This window comes from Sessilibacter corallicola, from assembly GCF_021290925.1.
GTDB lineage: Bacteria > Pseudomonadota > Gammaproteobacteria > Pseudomonadales > Cellvibrionaceae > Sessilibacter > Sessilibacter corallicola.
Map to the genome: position 1 here is coordinate 465,413 of NZ_JAJSLX010000003.1, position 20,971 is coordinate 486,383.

The following is a 20,971-nucleotide window of genomic DNA, read 5'->3' on the forward strand; positions in this document are numbered from 1 at the left end:
ACAAAAGAATCAATTTTTAGCCAATTTTTATGATTCACAAAAATTTCACGTTGGCCGAAAAAATTCAATACATGTTTATAAAATGCTTTAATAGATTATTTTATTCTTAATATAATCAAAGTGTTACGAAATACTTTTAAACAAGCTAATTCACTTCCCGACTAATTTATTCTTCTCAAAACGGTTACTTTAGAGACAATTTCGGCCGTTATTTATTGAACGGTCGATTTGCTAAGCGTATAGAAATACGGCAGAATTTTTATCGCTTTGCACTCTGGAGTTACTTCCGATGAAAGATCCGAAGGACAAGAAATTAGAGTTGGGTCGATACATCGGCATGAAGGTGAAGAAGGCTCGTCGAAACGGCGGCCTTAAATTGGTTGACGTTGCCCGCATTTCTGGCATCAGTCAGGGAATGGTCAGTAAAATTGAAAACGCGCAAGTTTCTACCAGTTTAGAAACACTTGATCGTCTTTGTTCTGCAATAGGATTGTCCATTTCTCAATTGTTCAGCGACTACGACCGACCTGACGGCGACGCTCATTTCACTAAATCCAATCAAGGGTTAGAGGTCGTTCAACGGGGCACCGAAAAAGGCCAGATATATCAGTTACTCAGCTACAAACACGCGACAATCGAACCGTTTATTATTACGTTAACAGACACAAGTGAAACCACCACCACCTTTTCACATTCAGGTGATGAGTTTATTTATTTAATCTCTGGGAAACTTGTTTATCGTCACGGTAACTCGCTGTTTGAAATGGAACCTGGTGACAGCTTAACGTTTAACGGAGAAATACCTCACGGGCCAGAATCGCTCGTGGAAACACCGATAAAATTATTATCGGTAATCAGTGCTCAGGAAGATTCTTAAATATAAGGTTTCTGATGAACCTCAAAAAGTGATCCCAGATTTTCTAGGACCACTTTTTTATTTTAATAAAAAGCTATTAGTGAATAATATTTTTCACTAATTGATGGATTTACGCAAAATAAATCCATCAAGACTAAATTATTAGAATTTAGCCGAACCTCTTATGTACCAGAACGCACCATTAAATCCAAACGGTGAAGTCACCGCAAAACGCTGACCTACAAATTGTAGAACGCCATTTGCTTCGTCTTCAGGGAATTCATCAAAGATGTTTTCGCCACCAATGGTAATTGAATATTTATCTTTAAAGGTAAAGGTAGATTCAATATCCACTAGGATTTCGCCGTCGTATTCAAATGCGTCTGAACCATCGCCTGGACCGAACAAACCACCGGTTGATGCCCAATCGTCGTAACGATTGAAGCGAACACTACCGGTGTAGCTGTCTTGAGAATACTCAAAGGTCAGTACTGAGCGATGTTCAGGAATTTGATTTTCTAAATCGAAAACACGACCGGCGTTGATGGTGTTGTTATCAACGTCAGAAATTTCTTGCTCGTTGTAGTTATGACGTAAAGACACGTCTAAATAACCACTGCCAATATCGAAGGTTGAGGTGATATTAAGATCTACACCAGAAACTTCGGAAGTAAAACCATTCACGAAATAGTTAACGTTGGCGCCCTGCAACAAGGCTGCGTTTTCAACACCGGCATCGTTTAATAACGCTAACTCGTCATCGCCAATGGTGAAGTTACGTAACGCAATACGATCTTCAATCTCGATGTCGTAGTAATCTAGCGTAATGGTGGTGCTGTTACCCAGGCTATACACCAAGCCCAAGGTATAACTGGTGGATTCTTCTGAATCGAGGTCTTCTGCACCCAATGCTCTGGCAATTGGGTTAGCCACTGGGAAAGTACCACTTGGCACAAGGTTACCGCTGGAATCCGAGGTAGTGGTTACATTCAGAGTATTAACCTGACCGGGCGTTGGTGCTCGGAAACCGGTGTTTACGGTACCGCGAATAGCGAAACTGTCGTTAATTTGGAAACGCGAAGAAATCTTCCAATCCAACGTGCTATCAAACTCGTTGAAATCCTCGTAACGCAACGCAACCGCAGCAGACCACCAATCGGTGATATCGCCTTCTAAATCAACGTATGCCGCGTAACTTTCACTTCGGAAGCTGCCTGCAGAATCCTGTGAGAAACCTTGGAAACCGTCAGAGCCGACACCAAATTCGGCAAAGGTTGGGCCCGTTGCTGTGGAGGCAGCATCGCCTGCGCCAATTTTGTAAACCTCTTCGCGCCACTCAACACCAAAGGCGAGGTTTAGCGGTAGATCAGACCAGCTCTGCACGAAGTTTGCGTTAAATCCATTTTCTTCCTGGGTCAAAGTACCTGGACGGAACGTAGTTGGCGAAAGAATACCCAAACTTGGGTTGATGGAATTGCGCAGCAAATATTCAACTTCGTTTTCTTCGGCACGAACACGAACGTCATAGCTTAATTCTTCGTTTAAATCCCCTTTCAGACCCAATACAAACGAGTAATCCGTGATATCAGCACCGAAAGACGGCGTGTAACCACCTGGGAATTGGTCAGCAATTGGGTTTTGCAACACAAAACCGCTAGCGCTGGTAGCACTAGGCGTTAAGTAATCAGCTGGGTTTAAGCCTTGGGCAACAATGCTGTTAACCAAATCTAAGCCCGCATCGTCAGCAATACCATCGGCATTTGCGTCGGTAAACAAGGTGTTACGCGGCGGTAAAGCGATGTTATCTGCCGCTGTCGGTAATACGGGACCACGATAGAAAAAGCTCGAAAGCGTTTCGTTCTCTACGTAACTGAAGTGGCTGTAGACGTCAGTGGTGTCGTTAATGGCAATGCCAGAGTTCGCGAAGAACTTGATGGTTTCGATATCAGGATCACCCCAACGTTGGCCCAAACCATTTTCTGGAACCAAGTCATCGCCAACAATATCGCCTACTGCCGCCGCATCCGGGCGAGCGATACCGCGCGAAGTGACATTCGAAGAAGCGTGTTCAAGAGTGACATTTAAAAAGCCGTTATCACCGAGCGCAAAACCTGCGTTACCGCTCACGGTAAAGCGTTCACCGTCGCCTGAATCGTAACCGCCGTACTGGGAAGACAAACTAAAGCCTTCACTGTCGTCATTAAGAATGATGTTAACCACACCGGCAATGGCATCCGATCCATACTGCGCAGAGGCACCGTCACGCAAAACTTCAACACGCTTAATAGCAGCCGATGGGAAAGCGGAGAAATCAACGCCCTGAGAGCCTTGGTTTACTGTTCCTAGCGGTGCAAGCTGAAGGTTCACGAGTGCAGAGCGATGGCGGCGAGCGCCGTTCACCAGCACCAAGGTGTGGTCTGGCGATAAATTACGCAAGGTAACCGGTCTAACAAACGCGGTGCCATCGGCAATTGGGAAACGCTGGGTATTTAAAGACGGAGAAATTTTGCTCAGGGAGTCCGTCAAATCGAAAGACGCTTGGTTCTGAAGGTCACCACCACCGAGTACATCGATAGGTGAAAGTGTTTCTGTCGGCGATAAACCTTCTTTTCGTGTGCCAGTAACAACAACTTCTTCCAGTTGCTGTGCTAATACGTCACTGGCAATTAAGCTCGCGCCAATACTAACGGCAGCGATAGCTGTTCTAAGGTGTGTGGAATTTTTAGTTCTAAATGATCTCATGAATTAACCTACGAATGAGCTTGCTCTATTGAGTATCACCATTATTTTTTAATGGGTACTAGGCTTCGTTATATTCTTATTTTTCAATATGCAATCGAGTGCACATTGAATTGCGGCGGCGGATTTTACTCCAGACAACGCCCTTTTAAAATATGAAATTGGTCTACCTACCCAAGTTTCGGAAATTGACTATTTCCCACGTTTGCCCGCAAAAAGCAGGAAATACACTTTGAACTGTTATTTTTGAAGTGAATTAACCCATAAAAAAGAACATCTGTAAGACTCGCCAATAACGCCTGTTCAGGCTGTGGCAGACCAATAAATAGACGCTATTTCAAGCAAATAACAAGTAATTTATTCAATAAAAGCAGGATTAGACGTGCAGTAAAAATCGACAAAAATTTTCTGAAGAGAATTCAAACTGAGGTAATTTTGAAAAGACCGAATAAAACTAAACTGAATATTTAGAAGATTTAAATTCCGAATTAATCTGAATGCATTGCAATAAATTTAGAATTTAATTTTGCGATTAGATTAATCGATAATATTGATTTTAAATAATAGGCGGGCATTAAAATAAGAAAATAAAAGCCCACCTATTATTTTAATAGCGGAATAAACACCTTAATTAACAGGATAAAGGTATTTTAACCAGCTTATTTTTATTTACACACCAGGCATAGAAGTGTAACCAGGAAGCTCTTTAATACGTGCAATCCAATTAACAATAGCGGTATAGCCAGAAATATCTACGCCGCCTTCCCAAGCAGTGCCGATGTATGGGAATACTGCGCAATCGGCAATGGTAGGTCGGTTTAGTGCTAACCAATCGTTATTTTCTAGATGCGCATTAACCAACGGCAGTATACGATCACTAACCTCGATAGTACGCTCTTTATTAAGTGCCATACCAAACTTATCAACTAAACGAGCTGCACATGGGCCGTTTTGAATTTCGTTAGAAGCAACCGATAACCACTGCACAATTTCGCCCTGCTCTGCTGGATCTTTTGGCCACCATTGTGTTTTTTCGTATTTGTTAGCCAAGTAAACCAAAATGGCTTGCGAGTCGCGCAGAACAACTTTGCCATCGTCTAATACAGGTAATTCGCCCCAAGGGTTGAGATCAATAACCGGTGACTGCTTGTGAGCACCTGCCAAAAAATCCACCGGGATCAGCTCAATATCGATTCCTGTTAATGCACAAAATAAGCGAACTTTGTAGCAATTACCCGACAGTTCTAAATCGTATAATTTCATGTTTACCCCAAATTCAGTTTTATTAAAATTAAAGTTGTGCCTTAACAACCGGAAAATAAGACAGCGTTGATATGCGTTTGTATCCCAAAGAAAAGCGTTATTATCGACAATAAAGATTGCATTTATTGAAATAGACAATTACTTCTTATGGAATTCAATCGATGTTTTATAAACATCAGTGACTCTACAAAAAATTTTGAATCTAAACACTGAGCAGAAGGTATTAAGCTATAAGTTGCAAAAATAGCAATGCGCTGAATATTTCCTTGAAAATAAAATCGAAAGGTCTGAGCGATAAAAAAGAGCAATAAGAAAAGAATAAAAAGAAATAAAGAAAATAAGGGAGAAAAAAGATCGTGGCGTAAATTGCGCTTACTCAATGTTTATCGTTAGCCAATAAACAAACCCAGTAAACGCAATTAAGCCACGCAATTAGAACGCAGAAAAACCGCTGTCAGAACTGCCGTTTTTAGCGATATGTAAGGTGACATTATTCACAAACTCTCTCTGAGAGTTGTTCAATGCCGTAATTTCTAGAATCACATTTTTCGCCAGTTCTGTAGATTCAGACAGATTCGCGTTTACACTTTTGCTGAGTGTTGGCCAACCAAGCAGTTTGTCTTGAGCAATGGGATAGCCTTTGTCGGATAGCAATTGCGCTTGCTCTGCATCCAACTCACAACCCAACGCTTTCAGTTGCTCGGCGCTCGGAAAATCATCGACAGCTGACCAACCAGTGATTTGTTTTTCTACGTATTGCTTTGCGTGAGGCAAAGAACTTACTGTCGTTAAATCTTGAGTGGCGGGATCCAGTAATCGCACTAATACGCTATTTTCGAACGGATTATCTTGGCTTGCCTGCAGGCCGCGTTCATCACAATAGAACACTTGCAAAATTCCTTGACCAAAAGGCGACGCAGATTCATCGGGCAACTGCTTAGAATTGAGTTGAACCAATAGATGCATTGGTTCATCCGAATCAGGACACGTGGGCCAAGCCTCATTGACTGGCAAAGCAGCCTTACCGGAAAACTTAGAAAAAAGGTAACTGGATTCAGCATCTGTGGTTTCGACAACCCATGCAGTTTTTTTGTACGGAGCAATGGTTTCTTGCAACTCTGCCCATAAGACTTCCGGATCTTTGGGTTTTCTTTTGAAAATATTAAAAATATTCACCACGGGTAACATCCTCTTTATCAACGCCCATTGCTGGTACACAGCCAGTTATATAGAAAAATTCCCAAATCTTGGATAACAAGTCTTTTACAGGAATTGCTTCGTAAAAATGACAAGCCAACCGTTGCAATTTCTATCCCATAGGCAACTGCTAACGATTCATCCGAACAACACCTGATAAAATTGACAGTTATATGGTCAAGATTTTATCAATTGATTTTCTACATCAAATAAATTTTAGATATTTTACTATACGACCTCATCTCCAAACACTGATGTAATCAAGATACTATTTATTGAGGTTATTGATAGTCTTGATAAACAATGCTTAGAAATAACGCAGTGGGCAACATTAAAGTGAGATAAGACGTGGAATCAGCGGCAACGTAGATTGCCGCCGCTTAGGCAGGAGTACCACTCAACAAGTTGCTGAAAAAGTTACTAAGCCAGTTACTGAGTACCAGTCACTGAGTAAAAGTTACTGAGCTAAATAGGATTCAATTGTGGCCCGAGCAAAAGCCTTGCCACTGGCTGAATCATAGGAATCACTACCAACCAGTTTTTCTGCATAGCCAAACAACGGCACAAACAAAGGTAAGCCATCTACCCTCGCATTCAGCGAAATGGATTTATTGTTGCTGATCAATTCATTCCACACCGCACGCACATCAGCCCAGAACTGACCGGCGCTGCTCATGTACTGATCACCCAGGGAAAAGTCGTAATCTGTAATTGCACGATAGCGAGCGATACCAATCTCTTTGCTTAGATAGGAAGATTCACCGGTTTCACCAGAGTTAACTTTCTTCCAGTTTTCTTCTTCTTGGGTCCATCCGAATCGAGAGATGGTATGGCGATTGAAACCTTCTAAAACGTCGTAATCACTGCGCACGCTGCTTTCACGTCTTGGCAAAGGCCGAGCGGTTGTTTGACTGATCCAGCTAGAGAAACTCGGGTTGTGCTGCCAGTATCCGTAAGAGGCGTAACGCGGCGAATCGTCAACTTGGTAAACACTCTGTACCCAAGCGCCCTTTCTCTGGTTTTTAGGGATTTTTACCTTGTGCCAATCGTTACTCTGATCATAAACCAACATTTCTTTGGCTTGATAAGTCCAATCTTGGCGCCAGTGCTTCATCACAAACGGCTCAGACTCTTCGCCATTTTCTTGAAGAAATTTCATGACCATAACATGTTGCAGGCTAATGAAATTAGGCGTGTCTTCAACCACGTATACGTATTCTGTACCCCAAGAGTGGTAAGGCTTATCGCGTGCAAAATCGTCACTAAAGCCAACCACTTCGAGAAAATCAAACGTGACCTTATAACCGCCAGCCATCGCCAAGATTGCGCGTCGATCTTTGTCGAAATCTGACAAGCCAGACTCTTGAAGCGATAACCAACCCGAATGGGGTAATTCAGACTCAACCACTGGCGCACCCACGGTAGTTCCACCGCGTGTATGTTTGCCGCAGCTATGATCAATTGGCCAAGAAAATACAAAATGTTCGTAGGGGTTTTCACAATCGGACGATTGATCGTCAGCCCAAACCGCGCCGCTACCCAATATTAAAAGCCCAAAAGACAGCCAACCTTTCAATGACATATGTTTCAAAGACATATTCGTAAACTCTCATCAAATTTGCATTTAGGGCAGTAATGATTTTCGACTACCGCCCTAAAAAATTTTAATTAACTCTTCAAAATTTTTATTTTCAGGCTTTGTTTTTTGAGTAGCAATTCATAAATAAATAAAGCAATGATCGGCAGATACTCCATCAAACGAGCCCAATGAGGCTGCTGATAAAGCTCTAATCCCGAATCTAGAAGATTATAGCCATTGATGTACGACATCAATATCAAGAAAGACGCCGACCACGCCCAGCGGGTTGGATAAATTGCTGCAAAAACTAAAAACCAAATTAAATACCAGGCGTTCAATACCGGAGCTAAAAAGAAAAATAAACCAAACACCCAATCGCCGCGCGGAATTAACTCTCTATTACGAACAAACACAAACCAATAGATTGCATAACAACTGCAGAAAACAACTGCGCACAGCAGTTTGGCTTGTTGTACCGGTAACCACTGCGTCAATAGCGCAAAAACTGACCCGTTAAATTGCCAATCTTTGGCGAAGGCAAATAATCCGTATAAATCGGCTTTATTTAGCAACAAGAAAGGTGCATAGACACCGGCCACTACGACGGGCAGTACCCACCAAGTTTTCCAGTGGCAGCGAATAGCAATTAAGGGAATCAATAATATCGCAAACACTTTCGCGCAGAAGCTCAAGGCAATAAACACTAGCGCCAAATGCTGATGATCTTTTTTCAAACAGAATAAGCTGGCGACCATAAACACAACTCCGACAATGTCAGGATGGGCCGTAAACGCAAATTCTTTGATAATCAACGGGCTCCAAGCGTACAAAATAACCCCGGCTCTTGGGGCGATTTTAAGCAACAACAGAATGACAACAACGTCCAGCAACAGGTAAATGGCTTGCAAAGCTGTAACTTCGGCGGGAGCTAACCAATAGGCGAGAAGAAAACTGATCTGGGTAATGGGGCCATAAATTGTCGCAATGTCTGGGTTATTAATTCCGTCTAAAATAGGTTGAAATTTATCGGGAATTGTTGGATCACCAAAAAACTGCTCGGGTGCGATACCGTAGGGACTTCCGAAATTGGCGAAAGTGTATCCATCCCATAAAAAGCGATAATGATCGTCTTCAAAAATCGGCCCAAAATACAAGCCGATTAATCGGAAAAGAATCGGCCACCCCAGAACAACACAAAACACCTGGAAATTGCTGAATGTTTTATTCGCTTGCTTATGTGTGAGGGCAACATAAATACTGATTGCAAAAACAAACAATGTAATCGCGTAAAACCATGGTAATGACATATCGCCATCGGGATAACTCAAATAGCCAAGTAAAACAAACGCAGCGGCCGATAAAGCCCCTAAACCATGAATAAGCATCAATAAACCAACGAATTAAGAAAACAGATCAATAACGATATTAAAATACGAAGTGTAAAGAAACTGCCGAGTGAGAGCCAAATTAATCAACGGTGTTTTTAAAAAATTCACCTTTATAGATTTTAGTCATAATTATTAGATACTACGGTAATATAAACCGCAGTAATATTCGTGCAGAAAATTCCGTCAACGATAATCACAAGACAACAACACCTTTTATAAATACCTTTCAAATAATAATGTCATTAAACAGGGGTAAAATGTAAATTTCTGATTCGACGACATTTTTGACAATAATTTGATAATTAACGTTGAACAAAATTCAAAGTTATTAGTCATTATGGTTGCCGGGCAAGTTAATAATGCGGATTCACTGATTTATTCACTTCTGGCTGAATAGTGATACTTTTGTGAATATTTACGTTGCCTTAACCGTTTAGCATAAAGGCCATTATTACCTACTTTTAAACAACAGTGTAAAAATGCGGCAACGAAGTTAGCCTCTAACCACTGTGCTTTTTGAGACTGAACTCATTCTTTGGAGGTTTCCATGATCAACACTGCAATTCGCAAACTCTTCATTTTGCCAGCACTTATTGTTAGTGCGGTATTATTCGCAACTCAAGCTAACGCATCTGGCTCTTACTCTAGCACTCCTGCAACGCCAAAAGTTGATAGCCCTTACGATCAAGGTAAACGTGCTTTTAACCGCAAAGTTGCTTGTAAAAAATGCCCTCTTCCAGGTAAAAAAATCGACGCTGAAAAAGCACGCGCGGTAATCGAAGCGATTCACTCTGATGAAGCTTTCAACAAGTTGAGCGACAAGCAAAGAGAAAACATCACTTATTACTTGGCAAAGCGTTATAAGTTAAAGTAATAAATACAAGAGATACCGCTCTATCGATAAGCATTGCTAGAGCGGTATTAATCCAATGAAATACACTCACTATCATATTCTGCTCCCTCTTTTCTTTTTAGTTTTCAGTCAATTCACCCACGCTCAACACAGTCCTTGGCTTCTCTCTCCAGGAGATAATTTTTTTTCGATCTCTTTGGTGAATCAAAAAGCCGACAAAGCTTTTTTGGGTGATCGCACGAAAAACTTACCCAACAACGGCACCTTAGAGCAAGATACCTACTGGCTAAATTACCAGCGCGGCCTGTTTGAAAACGTCAATATCGAACTCAGCCAAGGTTACTCTATTGCCAAATTTGACGGTCTTAGAAACCAGCAAGACTTCACCGATACAACTGTCGGCCTGTCCTATCAAATTCTTGATGAATTCCTCCAAGACCTCTGGCTACCCAGTATTTCAGTACACCTCTTCTCAACGACTGCCGGTGGTTATCAAACTCAGCGTGTCAACGCCATTGGTGATGGCGCCGACGGCCTTGAGTACAGCGTATCGGCCGGTAAGATTTTCTCGAAATTTGGCATTTACGGGGATTTGGGAATTCGTGATCGACAAGACAGCCTTCCCGACGAACGCTTCTGGAATGTTGGTGTTTTTTACTCATTAACACCTCAATGGACGATTTCTTCTGGCTTTCAATACACCAATGCCTACAAAACCGATCGATCCGACGCTGCGGCGGCTCTGTTAGAAGAAGACACAGAACGATACTCTACAAGTATTCAATATCGATGGGCTCGACACTCGGTAAACTTCGGATTCAGCGAAGTTATTGACGGGCGCAGCGCTCCTAAGAGTGATATTTTTTCGCTCAGTTTCAGCAGCAGTTTGTGATAAAAATGTAACATATTGTGTGTTGCTCTTAAGAAACACTTTCCCGTTTCTTGCCTCTAACACCTTAATCTGACCATTTACGCCCTGTGACATTCTCAATAGGTGATCGCAATGTACGAACAACAGCATATCTCAGTGATAATACCGGTTCTCGACGAAGAATCTGCCATTGGAATAGTTGTGAATGAACTCAATGCGCTCAAAAACCCAGACGGTGAGCGCCTTATTGATGACATCATTGTTTGCGACAATGGCTCTACCGATAACTCCTCAGGTGTCGCCCATACCGCTGGGGCAAGAGTCACCTACCAGCCGGAACGCGGATACGGCGCAGCTTGCCTATTGGGTATTGAGTGTTTGCTCGACACCGACATTGTCTTATTCGTCGACGGCGACCACTCTTGCGTACCAGAACAAGCCATCGGTCTGATTGAAGAAATTCACCAAGGTGCAGCTCTTGCGATAGGGTCACGCTCATTGGGCAAAGAACAAGCCGGTTCGTTAACCCTTCCGCAAAAATTTGGTAATAAACTTTCTACGCTATTGATTCAAATGCTTTGGCGACAAAAAGTAACCGACCTCGGCCCCTTTCGAGCGATTAAATTATCTGCATTAAAAGCATTAAAAATGGAAGACCGACGATTTGGTTGGACAGTAGAAATGCAAGTAAAAGCGATTCAGCTAAAAATGAACGTTGTTGAAATTCCCGTAGACTCACTTAAAAGAATCGGAAAATCCAAAATTAGCGGTACGGTGTCTGGGGTTATTGGTGCAGGTTTAGGCATTCTCGGAATGATTGCAAAATTATGGTGGCGAGAGCATTGTAAAACTGACGAAATTTACCAAAAAGCGCTAAATAAAGCGTAACTTTTAAAACAACTTAGTGTCCTAAGGTTCATAGTTTTAAGCATTACTAAGGATAATTATATGCGAGTAGCAACGAGCAAACTTCTAACCAACCTATTTTTTGCAGCAATGGTTGCAGTAGGTTTTTCTTCAACAACATCCGCTGCCCCAGGTTCTGAATTATTGGATTTTTGGGATGAAAGTGATGACGAAAACACCGCCACTATTGATCATAATCAATGGCAACAAATTCTCGATAAATACCTAATTTCTGATCACGAAAGTGGCATTAATCGCTTCGATTACAAAGCGGTTTCAAAAGAAGACACCAAACTTCTTAAAGACTACATCGGCGGGTTAGAAAAACTCGACCCACGTGATTACTCATTGGCCGAACAAAAAGCTTACTGGATTAATATCTACAACGCATTAACTGTTGAAGTTATTTTAGATAACTACCCTGTGTCTTCTATTACTAAGCTAGGTGGATTTTTCGCATTTGGTCCTTGGGATCAAGAAGTCTCTACTATCCAGGGCGAAGATTTAACTTTGAACAATATTGAGCACGGAATTTTGCGCCCAATCTGGCAAGATAACCGAATTCACTACGCAGTAAACTGCGCAAGCATGGGTTGCCCTAACCTTGCAGGCACGGCTTACACGGCCGAAAATACCGAAGAAATTTTGGAGCAAGCCGCAAAAGATTACGTAAACCACGAACGTGGTGTCACGTTTGAAGGTAAAAAATTAAAAGTTTCCAGCATTTACCACTGGTATAAAGTTGATTTCGGTGACAACAACGATTCTTTGGTTGAACACTTAAAGCAATACGCGGAACCAGAATTAAAAGCAAAATTAGAAGGTTTTGACGGCAAGCTTACTCACGATTACGACTGGAAACTAAACCAGCCTTAATTACAGCAGTTGATGAGCTGGTAATACATTGCCAGCTCATCGCAATTTTACTCAGTTATAAATACTTAGCAAATCGCTCGGTAGACAATCCCAGACTCAAACTGAACCATCTCGAATAAATCTTCAGTCGAAGATAATCCTTCAGAAGCTCCTAAAATTAATATCCCACCTTTTACCAACTGAGTGTGAATCTTTTTAAGAATTTCACGTTTCAACTCAGGACTAAAATAAATTAAAACGTTCCGGCAAAATACAACGTCAAATTTACCCAGTCCGGTTAACGAGTCCACCAAGTTAACGATTTTAAAATTAATAAACTTTTTCAGCTCTTCTTTTACAACCCATTCGCTATCGCTTATTTGATCGAAATATCGATTTAAACGCTGATCAGACAAGCCTCTCTCAACCTCAGACTTGTCGTAACTGCCTTTTTTACATTGATCAATGACTTGTTTGGATATATCCGACGCAACAATTTCAATGGGTTTTGACGTTAGCGCACTGTTTTTATCGTAGGCTTCACTAATCAACATCGCTAAAGAATAAGGCTCTTGCCCGGAAGAACAAGCAGCCGACCAGATTCTGGCCTTACCGATTTTCGAACCTAATAACTGCGGTAATAGCTGGCGTTCGAAATAATCGTAAGGATGACCATCGCGAAACCAGAACGTCTCGTTGGTGGTCATTGCGTCTAAAACAAGCTCTTTTAAATGCCCTTTTGTGGGATTTCCGAGCTGATCAGTCAGTTCTTTTGTCGATTTGAATCCGAACTCATCCAATATTTTTCTTAGACGAATACCGATTAAATAATGCTTACTGTCGGAAAGGTGAATGCCGCTGATTTTTTCTAAAAGATCAGCAAATTCTTTCAACTCAGAAGATGAAATTTGAGTCGTTGAAATACCGTTCTTAGATAGAGTATTTCCATTATCTGAATGCATTATATAAACTCTGGGAAATCACAAAGTTGCTTGTTTGAATGGTTTAAATCTTGTTGACCTATTCATAAACTCAATTAAATAGGCCAACAAGTGATTCGTTACTCTTCGTTTTCCTCAAGTAAACTTTCTCCCGTCATTTGCAATACACGGTCGTTAACCAAGCGCGCAAGATCATCGGGATGAAATTTAGCAACAAAGCTGTCTGCACCCACTTTCTTCACCATTGCTTCATTAAACACACCGCTCAAAGACGTATGCAAAACAATGAATAAAGACGCTAACGCAGGATTAGCACGAATCTCAGCGGTAAAGGTATAACCGTCCATTTCTGGCATTTCAATATCAGAAATAATTAAAATTAATTCTTCCGCAACATCTTTCCCTTCGCTAACTAAAGACTCTAAATACTCCAGCGCCTCACGACCGTCCTTTCTCAACGTCGTTTTAATGCCCATTTGCTCAACGACGCGTTGAATTTGCTTGCGAGCAATCATGGAATCATCAACGATTAAAATGTGCTTCTGAATAACTTTTTCTCCGATACCGTCTTCGATAACACCGGAGCTAATTTCTTCAGATAACGGACTTACCTCTGCCAATATTTTTTCAACATCGATAATTTCAACCATCTGATTTTCAATTTGAGTGACTGCCGTCAGATAGTTTTCTTTACCAACCCCCTTTGGTGGCGGATGAATAGATTCCCAATTTATATTGATAATACGTTCGACTGAACCAACTAAAAATCCCTGAGTCGATCGATTGTATTCCGTGATAATAACAAAACATTTTTCGATATCATCCAACGGACCACGACCGATAGAAAGGTTCATATCCATAACGGCAATGGTACCGCCGCGGATATGCGCCACGCCTCTTACTACAGGATGACGATTGGGGATTTCATTTAATGGGGGGCATTGCAGAACTTCTTTAACCTTAAAAACGTTAATACCGTAGGTTTGCTCCCCTTTAAGCGTAAACAGCAGTAGCTCTAGCCTATTCTGTCCAACCAATTGGGTTCGTTGGTTAACACTATCTAATACACCTGCCATGAGTAGCCTCTAAGGATTAAACTCCTGTCTTCGATCAAAGCATGCTTCGATCGGCATAACGATTGCTTTTTAAGCATAGTCACAAAAAACTTGCAGTGACTGACAATTTTACGGCGTCAAACGGAAAAACTTTAAACCAATCTATTTAAAAGAAAGTAATTACAGAATAGGACAATAATGATCTTCCGACCTGCTGGATTCACGTTATTTTTATCAAGTATTAGATGCGGATTATGGATCTTGCCTGGCCTAGCATTGTTCTTTTTTACGATTGTTCTATCGCAATCAGCACATTCTCAAACCAATAAAACAGAGTCTTTAAAAGAAATTACTGACTTTGTAAAAAATCAATTACAACAATCTTATGAATTTGAACCCCATTATTCAGAAGTAAAAATAATTGTTAATAATCTTGATAATCGGTTACGCCTTCCACGTTGTTCCGATCTCTGGAGTGTCAAAATTCCGTCGAATTTATCCGCGGGCAGAATTACCGTTCCAGTTGAATGCAATTCCGGTCATACCTGGCAGGTATTTGTAACCGCTGAAATAAAGCTAATGATAGAAGTAGTAGTTGCTAAACATTCGATTCGAAGAGGTGAGATTTTGATGGACAATGATTTAATTGATACCGTGATGGATATGTCAAATCTTCGTCAGGGGTATTTGATAGACAAGAAAGACGCTGTTGGCTACGAACTAAAAAGGAATGTAGCACTCGGAGAACCCCTGCGGCATCAGATCTTGGCGATGCCCATGGTAATCAGCCGCGGTGAGATGGTTTCTATATCCGCAGTCTCATCGGCAATGTCGGTTGAAGCCTCAGGAACGGCGTTATCGAATGGCAGAGTTGGAGATCTTATACGCGTTCGAAATAACAGAAGTGGTCGTATAGTCCAGGCGAAAGTAAAAGCGCCCGGAAAAGTAGAGATCACGCTGTAATTTTGAGATTGATCTGAGTCTTCTATCAATTTAAAGTCAAAAAATATCTAAAGTTTGCTACAGCAGTGCCGATACGCTAATGAGAAACCTGTTTTCCTTAATGGAAGGCAGTGATAAACGCTCAATGCCATCAGTACATTTGGAACACCAGCATTGAAGAACCTAAATTATGGTGAAATAGCATGGCTATCAACAACGTAAATGCAAACACGACCGCAGCCAACGCGAGCGTACAGCGGCAAGCTAGCCCAGAAACACAGTCACGATTAGCGTCTAACAACGTGCCTCAAGGCGATCATGAGCCCGTGGGAGCAGGAAATTCTGTCTCCATTAGCTCACAAGCCAGCCGTTTGAGTGAAGCAGAATCTCGGTTATCTTCCGTTAATGAAGTGAACCAAGAGAGAGTCGAAAGTATCCGCGCTTCTATTAATGAAGGTACATTCGAAATTAACGCTGAATCTATTGCTGAAAATTTATTAGAACAAGATAATTTTTTCTAAATTAATCAGAAGTTCTTATATTTTCAACGTAAATTAGCACCGTATTATTTTTATAAATAGCGGTGCTTTTTCCTGCCTGCTTCTTGTGTCTACTTTTCCTTCCTATTTTTTATTTATTTATCCTCAAATTTTTTTGATTTAAGCAGATCATGGCCGGTCAATTGCAAATTCACAGAGTATTTTCAAAGCGGCAAATAATTGTCTCACTCAAAATTAAAAAATTAAACTAACATAAAGTTTATCCTCTGTTTTCAAGGAGCATCACATGAGTCAGTGTCAACATGAAGTACCGCTACTATTACCTTCACATCAACAATTGATAGAGCATTTAGAATCAGAGCTAATTGCGGTCACTCAACTTGCTAAGCTTCTTGATAAAGAAAATTCACTGTTGAAAATGACTCAAGAGGAAATGTTGATTGACCTAAATGAGGTGGTTGAGCATAAACAAGCGTGTATTAATCAGTTAGAAGAAAATGCTCAACAAAGAGATTTATGGACAGAGTTAGCGCAACAACAGATACCAGGAAATAAACCATTAAGCGTCCGTCAAAAACAAGCCATTAAACAAAAACAATGGTTAAAGCTTCTTGATGATGAACTTATAGAAAAATGGAATAAAATCGAACAATTTATTTTAATTTGTAAACGCTTAAACTCAATCAATGGACGTTTAATTGGATTTCGGCGACAACGTAATAAACGAATCGAAGAATTATTGTTTGGAAATTCGCCAGCAACGACATACTCTGCAAGTGGCACAGCCATTAATACACGCGGCTATCAAAATAGTATTAGAGCATAAAGATTAGCTTTTAAAGTCAAAAAATTTAGATATAATCGGTGGCATCGCCTCCCTATAGTTCAACAGGATAGAACGAGGGCCTCCTAAGCCCTAAATCCAGGTTCGAGTCCTGGTGGGGAGGCCAGTTATTGATCTTTTCTATCTGCGCGAATTATGAACCTTCTTTTATTGTCCGATGAGCATTTCCTTTCACCTACAACAGCGAGCATCAGCGGCTACCAATTTCAGCATTTAAAGCAGGTACACAAAGCCGAAATTGGAGATACTGTTAAGGTAGGTAGAATTAACGGTAACATCGGTGAAGGAAAAATCATTGAAATACACGCTGATCACGCTCTGATGGATCTCCATCTGTCGATTACTCCCCCACAACCGATTCCGATCACGTTAATATTGGCATTGCCTCGCCCCAAAATGCTAAAACGCATTCTTCAAACCATAGCAACGATTGGAGTAAAACACGTTTTCCTGATAAACAGCTACCGGGTTGAAAAAAGCTACTGGCACTCTCCTCTTTTGCATGAAGACAAAATCCGAGAAAATTTAATACTCGGCCTCGAACAAGGCGTTGATACGACCTTACCCGTAATAACAACAAAAAAGCGGTTCAAACCCTTTGTTGAAGATGAACTGCCAGCTATATCTGAAAACAACCGAGTGATTGTTGGACACCCTAAAGCGAGTGTTCCCTGCCCCCAGAATTTGACTGAGCCCGTTACACTTATTATTGGCCCAGAAGGTGGATTTATTCCCTACGAAATCGATTTACTCTGCGCCAATGGCGCTGAAAGCTTTAACTTAGGACCTAGAATTTTACGCGTCGAACAGGCAATTCCGGCACTTGTTTATCGCCTTTTAGCGGATCAAGCGCTATCTATTGGCTAATTATAAGAATTGATTTTGTGAATATTAGTAATAGCCGCTAAAATTAATCAGAAAGCACTGAGAAATCTTACCAGTCTTTAAAATTCGGGAACTCAATGAGAAACTGAATAAAAAGAGATACAGATTGAAAAATAGAAAGAGAATGAACTGACCATTGCTATTCGTGTATTTCAGTGAACCATTTAATAAACTTAAAGCGTTTATTACTCTACCTGCTTTTAGTAGTAATTTTAGTAGTAATAGCGTTTACCTCAGTTAACACTTGGTCTAAATCACCTACTCCACTTTCTACGAACACAAATATTAGCAACAACTTAGATACAGAATTAATTCAGCAAGATTATATTAATCATTTAATAACGTTGAATCATGCCCTGCTGTTAGCTTATCAAGCGAGCCATGAAAAAAAACTTCATGAAGGGGTTTCTCAATCACTCTCACATGAGCCAACACTATTTGGAAACAGTCAACCTGATTTTATCAATGCATTAGATACGCTTATCGCTCACTCGGAACAAATTGGCACTATCCCTTATTTTATGAATAAACAGCACAAAAATTTTATTGAGAAAACCTATCTTTTTTATGACAAAACAACACAAAAAAATCAAGAATTCTACAACGACAGCTTTCTACCTACCCTCAAAGAATACATCGCAGAAGTAGCACAACAACTGGAGCTACACTCACTTTTTATAAACTCAAACAATGAAAACAAAAAAGTAATTCATTTAAATAGTTTGAAAAATAAAGAGACAATACTGCTGTTAGACAACTACAAACGCATAACAGATATTTTGTCAGAAAGAACAATCACCATTGAAAAAAGAACCACTTTAATACAACAATCAAAACAACTGTTAAACATCACACAAAAAATCGATCTGTATAGCAATTTCACTGAAGATAAAGTCAACAATACGTTTTCGGAAAGCCCCGCTAGAAATTATTTTTACACCATTCAAAAAAGATTAATCAACGAACCAGAGAAAGTAATTTCTACACTCTACCCTTCGACAGAAGAGTGGTTTGAAAACACCAATGGATTGGTAAAATCACCCGAAATACAGTTCATAAGGAGTTCTCGAAGAGACGCCAATACAACTGAAAAAATAAACAATAAATTTTCTGAAGATGTGCTTAAAAAATCAGTAAAAAACAGCATACCAGCACCAGCACCAGCACCAGCACCAGCACCAGCACCTAATAGCGTAATCCTTACACTCTCTATTTTATGTACTTTGTTGTTCTTTGGTTTATTGTATTTTTTCTTTAGATATACAAAGACAAAAAAGCAGTTTTCAATCAAGGGCAAAAAACAATGCGACGACCATGGCAAACAGGTTGATCAGTTATCGTCAAATATAGAACAGTTAACTACTCATATAACTTTATTGAAATCTGAAAACGAAAAGTCTGAAAAGGAAACTCTCGCGTTAAAAAATCAATCGCTCACTCTACAGCAGAAATTAGAGACTACCGAAGCAAGATTAGCGACGATTGTGCAAAACAGCCTATATGAAGATAAAAAGCCGGACTATCTCATTTCAAAAACATTGGATTCAAATGAATTAAAACAAGAAATCAAACAGTGTTTTTCGAGCATGTTAACGATCATCGATGATGAACATCAATCTTCGACTAAAAACCGCCCTATTATCAAACAAGGGGTTGAAGATATTAAAAAGTTATCGGAAAAAACCAACTTAATTGCTCTTAATGCCGCAATTGAAGCCGCCAGAGTCGGTGAAGCTGGTAGAGGCTTTAGCGTAGTCGCCGATGAGATTAGGGATCTCGCACAAAAAAGCAATGAACTCACAGAAGTGCTCTTCCAACATATAAATACAACAGATTCCGGTGAGCAGAAGATGTCCGACAAAGAGCAGTTATTAGATACTTTAGCCGAAACTCTGGTCATGAAATTCATAGAGCTGCTAGAAGCGGTAGAGTTAGATCGTAGTACTTCCCTAACCGAAAATAACACCAAGGCAATACAAGCCGAAATCTCTGAAATTATCGAGACACTAAAAAATTAAAATCCAGTGCCCGAAATAAAAAAACCACTCCAGATTGGAGTGGTTTTTCGCTTAACAAATACAATTGATTCGAGTGCAAGATAACTCAGATAACGCCACGTCGCTCTTGGTCTAGCTCAATAGAGTCAAACAACGCCTGGAAATTACCTTCACCAAAGCCTTTGTTACCTTTGCGTTCGATAAACTCGAAGAAGATCGGACCAATGCTGTTCTTCGTAAAAATCTGAAGTAACAACCCGCCACCTTGAGCTTCACCACCATCAATCAAAATACGATGCTGTTGAAGAGCTTCCATATCTTCACCATGACCAGGTACACGTTCTTCAACCTGCTCATAGTAGGTATCTAATGTGTCTTGGAAAGGAATACCGTTGGATTTAAGTGAACCAACAGTATCGAAAATATCGTCGCATAGCAGAGCAATATGCTGAATGCCTTCACCGTTGTACTCTTCTAGGTATTCTGCAATTTGAGACTTGTCATCTTTCGACTCATTCAGAGGAATCACAACTCTGCCGTTGGCGCTGGAGACAACCTCACTGAACAAACCCGTTTTTTTGCCGTTGATGTCAAATTTGCGAATTCGACTAAACCCAAAAACATCTTCATAAAATTTACACATACGGCTGACACCGCCGGTGTGCAAGTTATGAGTTAGGTGGTCAACACGAGCCAAGCTATTGGCACTGAATTTATCGCAAGTTTTATCAAATCCAAATTTTTCAAATAGGGTGTGCTCATTAGCCTCATCAACTAAGTATATGATTGCAGCACCAACACCCTTAATAGCAGGAATACCAAGGTCGGCAGCTTCAGCAGGCTCGGCTCCTAAAGACAACGCTAATTCGTAGGTTTTTTGAGAATTGCCCACTTTAAAACCCATGGCGCTGGCGCCACGAACATGCTTATTACGGAAAGCTTCTGCACTACCGCCAGAGGTAGGATTGGAAATAAAATTGATATCCGCGATATTGTAAAAGAACATGCCGTCTTTTTCGCGAACACTGAATCCCATTTGTTTGAATAGATCATCAAGCAATTCTGGATGGCTACCAGAAAACTCGATAAAAGAAATGTCTGTTACTTCTACAAAACTCTTATTTTCTTCCATTATTCGAACTCCCTTTTATACGATCACCATCAAAAATATAACTAATACTCAAAATACTAAAACCAACAACAGGTGAGGTGTAACGTTCACTAAAATTCATTAAACGATAGAATTAATCTAATATATTTAATATTAGTTAAATTTTAATTAATATCGGAATAGACGATT

18 protein-coding genes and 1 tRNA gene are annotated in these 20,971 nt (G+C 40.5%); 11 read left to right on the top strand and 8 right to left on the bottom strand.

The window, feature by feature from the left end; genetic code table 11:
- The first annotated feature begins 289 nt into the window (after positions 1–289).
- Positions 290–877 (top strand): helix-turn-helix domain-containing protein, encoded by a 588-nt coding sequence (locus tag LU361_RS16200; protein WP_233089934.1) that lies wholly within the window; start codon positions 290–292, stop codon positions 875–877.
- Between the two features lie 141 nt (positions 878–1,018).
- On the opposite strand, the gene LU361_RS16205 is transcribed toward LU361_RS16200, so the two are convergent.
- From LU361_RS16205 to LU361_RS16225, 5 genes are all read right to left on the bottom strand, one after another.
- Positions 1,019–3,598 carry a TonB-dependent receptor plug domain-containing protein gene (locus LU361_RS16205; protein ID WP_233089935.1) on the bottom strand — a complete coding sequence of 860 codons (2,580 nt, stop codon included), beginning with the start codon at positions 3,596–3,598 and terminating at the stop codon, positions 1,019–1,021.
- A 666-nt stretch (positions 3,599–4,264) separates the two neighbouring features.
- Positions 4,265–4,858, bottom strand: a complete 594-nt coding sequence (locus LU361_RS16210; protein WP_233089936.1) for a glutathione S-transferase family protein — start codon at positions 4,856–4,858, stop codon at positions 4,265–4,267.
- 432 nt (positions 4,859–5,290) lie between these two features.
- Positions 5,291–6,037, bottom strand: coding sequence for a DUF1963 domain-containing protein (locus LU361_RS16215; RefSeq protein ID WP_233089937.1), 747 nt, complete (start codon positions 6,035–6,037; stop codon positions 5,291–5,293).
- A 475-nt stretch (positions 6,038–6,512) separates the two neighbouring features.
- The gene (locus tag LU361_RS16220; RefSeq protein WP_233089938.1) at positions 6,513–7,652 is read right to left on the bottom strand and encodes a DUF6607 family protein; all 1,140 of its coding nucleotides are present in this window, start codon (positions 7,650–7,652) and stop codon (positions 6,513–6,515) included.
- A 71-nt stretch (positions 7,653–7,723) separates the two neighbouring features.
- On the bottom strand, positions 7,724–9,019 hold the full coding sequence (locus tag LU361_RS16225; RefSeq protein ID WP_233089939.1) for an MptA/MptB family glycosyltransferase: 1,296 nt from the start codon (positions 9,017–9,019) through the stop codon (positions 7,724–7,726).
- Positions 9,020–9,569: 550 nt separating this feature from the next.
- On the opposite strand from LU361_RS16225, the gene LU361_RS16230 reads away from it, so the two are divergent.
- From LU361_RS16230 to LU361_RS16245, 4 genes are all read left to right on the top strand, one after another.
- Complete coding sequence (locus LU361_RS16230; protein WP_233089940.1) at positions 9,570–9,896, top strand: hypothetical protein; 327 nt, start codon at positions 9,570–9,572, stop codon at positions 9,894–9,896.
- A 55-nt stretch (positions 9,897–9,951) separates the two neighbouring features.
- Complete coding sequence (locus LU361_RS16235) at positions 9,952–10,767, top strand: porin family protein (RefSeq protein ID WP_233089941.1); 816 nt, start codon at positions 9,952–9,954, stop codon at positions 10,765–10,767.
- A gap of 111 nt (positions 10,768–10,878) precedes the next feature.
- Complete coding sequence (locus LU361_RS16240; RefSeq protein ID WP_233089942.1) at positions 10,879–11,634, top strand: glycosyltransferase family 2 protein; 756 nt, start codon at positions 10,879–10,881, stop codon at positions 11,632–11,634.
- A gap of 60 nt (positions 11,635–11,694) precedes the next feature.
- The gene (locus LU361_RS16245; RefSeq protein WP_233089943.1) at positions 11,695–12,528 is read left to right on the top strand and encodes a DUF547 domain-containing protein; all 834 of its coding nucleotides are present in this window, start codon (positions 11,695–11,697) and stop codon (positions 12,526–12,528) included.
- 65 nt (positions 12,529–12,593) lie between these two features.
- On the opposite strand, the gene LU361_RS16250 is transcribed toward LU361_RS16245, so the two are convergent.
- Both LU361_RS16250 and LU361_RS16255 read right to left on the bottom strand, forming a co-directional pair.
- Positions 12,594–13,469, bottom strand: a complete 876-nt coding sequence (locus LU361_RS16250) for a CheR family methyltransferase (RefSeq protein WP_233089944.1) — start codon at positions 13,467–13,469, stop codon at positions 12,594–12,596.
- 98 nt (positions 13,470–13,567) lie between these two features.
- Positions 13,568–14,524, bottom strand: coding sequence for a chemotaxis protein CheV (locus LU361_RS16255; protein ID WP_233089945.1), 957 nt, complete (start codon positions 14,522–14,524; stop codon positions 13,568–13,570).
- Between the two features lie 177 nt (positions 14,525–14,701).
- Between LU361_RS16255 and flgA the strand changes: the two genes are divergently transcribed.
- The 6 genes from flgA (at position 14,702) to LU361_RS20230 (ending at position 19,692) form a co-directional block, all read left to right on the top strand.
- Positions 14,702–15,466, top strand: a complete 765-nt coding sequence (gene flgA / locus LU361_RS16260; RefSeq protein ID WP_233089946.1) for a flagellar basal body P-ring formation chaperone FlgA — start codon at positions 14,702–14,704, stop codon at positions 15,464–15,466.
- A 182-nt stretch (positions 15,467–15,648) separates the two neighbouring features.
- The gene (flgM, locus tag LU361_RS16265; protein ID WP_233089947.1) at positions 15,649–15,966 is read left to right on the top strand and encodes a flagellar biosynthesis anti-sigma factor FlgM; all 318 of its coding nucleotides are present in this window, start codon (positions 15,649–15,651) and stop codon (positions 15,964–15,966) included.
- A gap of 265 nt (positions 15,967–16,231) precedes the next feature.
- A complete protein-coding gene (locus LU361_RS16270) occupies positions 16,232–16,771 on the top strand; it encodes a flagella synthesis protein FlgN (protein WP_233089948.1) in 540 nt (179 codons plus the stop codon).
- 48 nt (positions 16,772–16,819) lie between these two features.
- Positions 16,820–16,895: transfer RNA gene (locus LU361_RS16275), tRNA-Arg, on the top strand.
- A gap of 29 nt (positions 16,896–16,924) precedes the next feature.
- Complete coding sequence (locus tag LU361_RS16280; RefSeq protein WP_233089949.1) at positions 16,925–17,656, top strand: 16S rRNA (uracil(1498)-N(3))-methyltransferase; 732 nt, start codon at positions 16,925–16,927, stop codon at positions 17,654–17,656.
- Positions 17,657–17,829: 173 nt separating this feature from the next.
- Positions 17,830–19,692 (top strand): methyl-accepting chemotaxis protein, encoded by a 1,863-nt coding sequence (locus tag LU361_RS20230; RefSeq protein WP_350338021.1) that lies wholly within the window; start codon positions 17,830–17,832, stop codon positions 19,690–19,692.
- A gap of 85 nt (positions 19,693–19,777) precedes the next feature.
- On the opposite strand, the gene hppD is transcribed toward LU361_RS20230, so the two are convergent.
- On the bottom strand, positions 19,778–20,803 hold the full coding sequence (gene hppD / locus LU361_RS16290; protein WP_233089950.1) for a 4-hydroxyphenylpyruvate dioxygenase: 1,026 nt from the start codon (positions 20,801–20,803) through the stop codon (positions 19,778–19,780).
- Positions 20,804–20,971 lie beyond the last annotated feature (168 nt).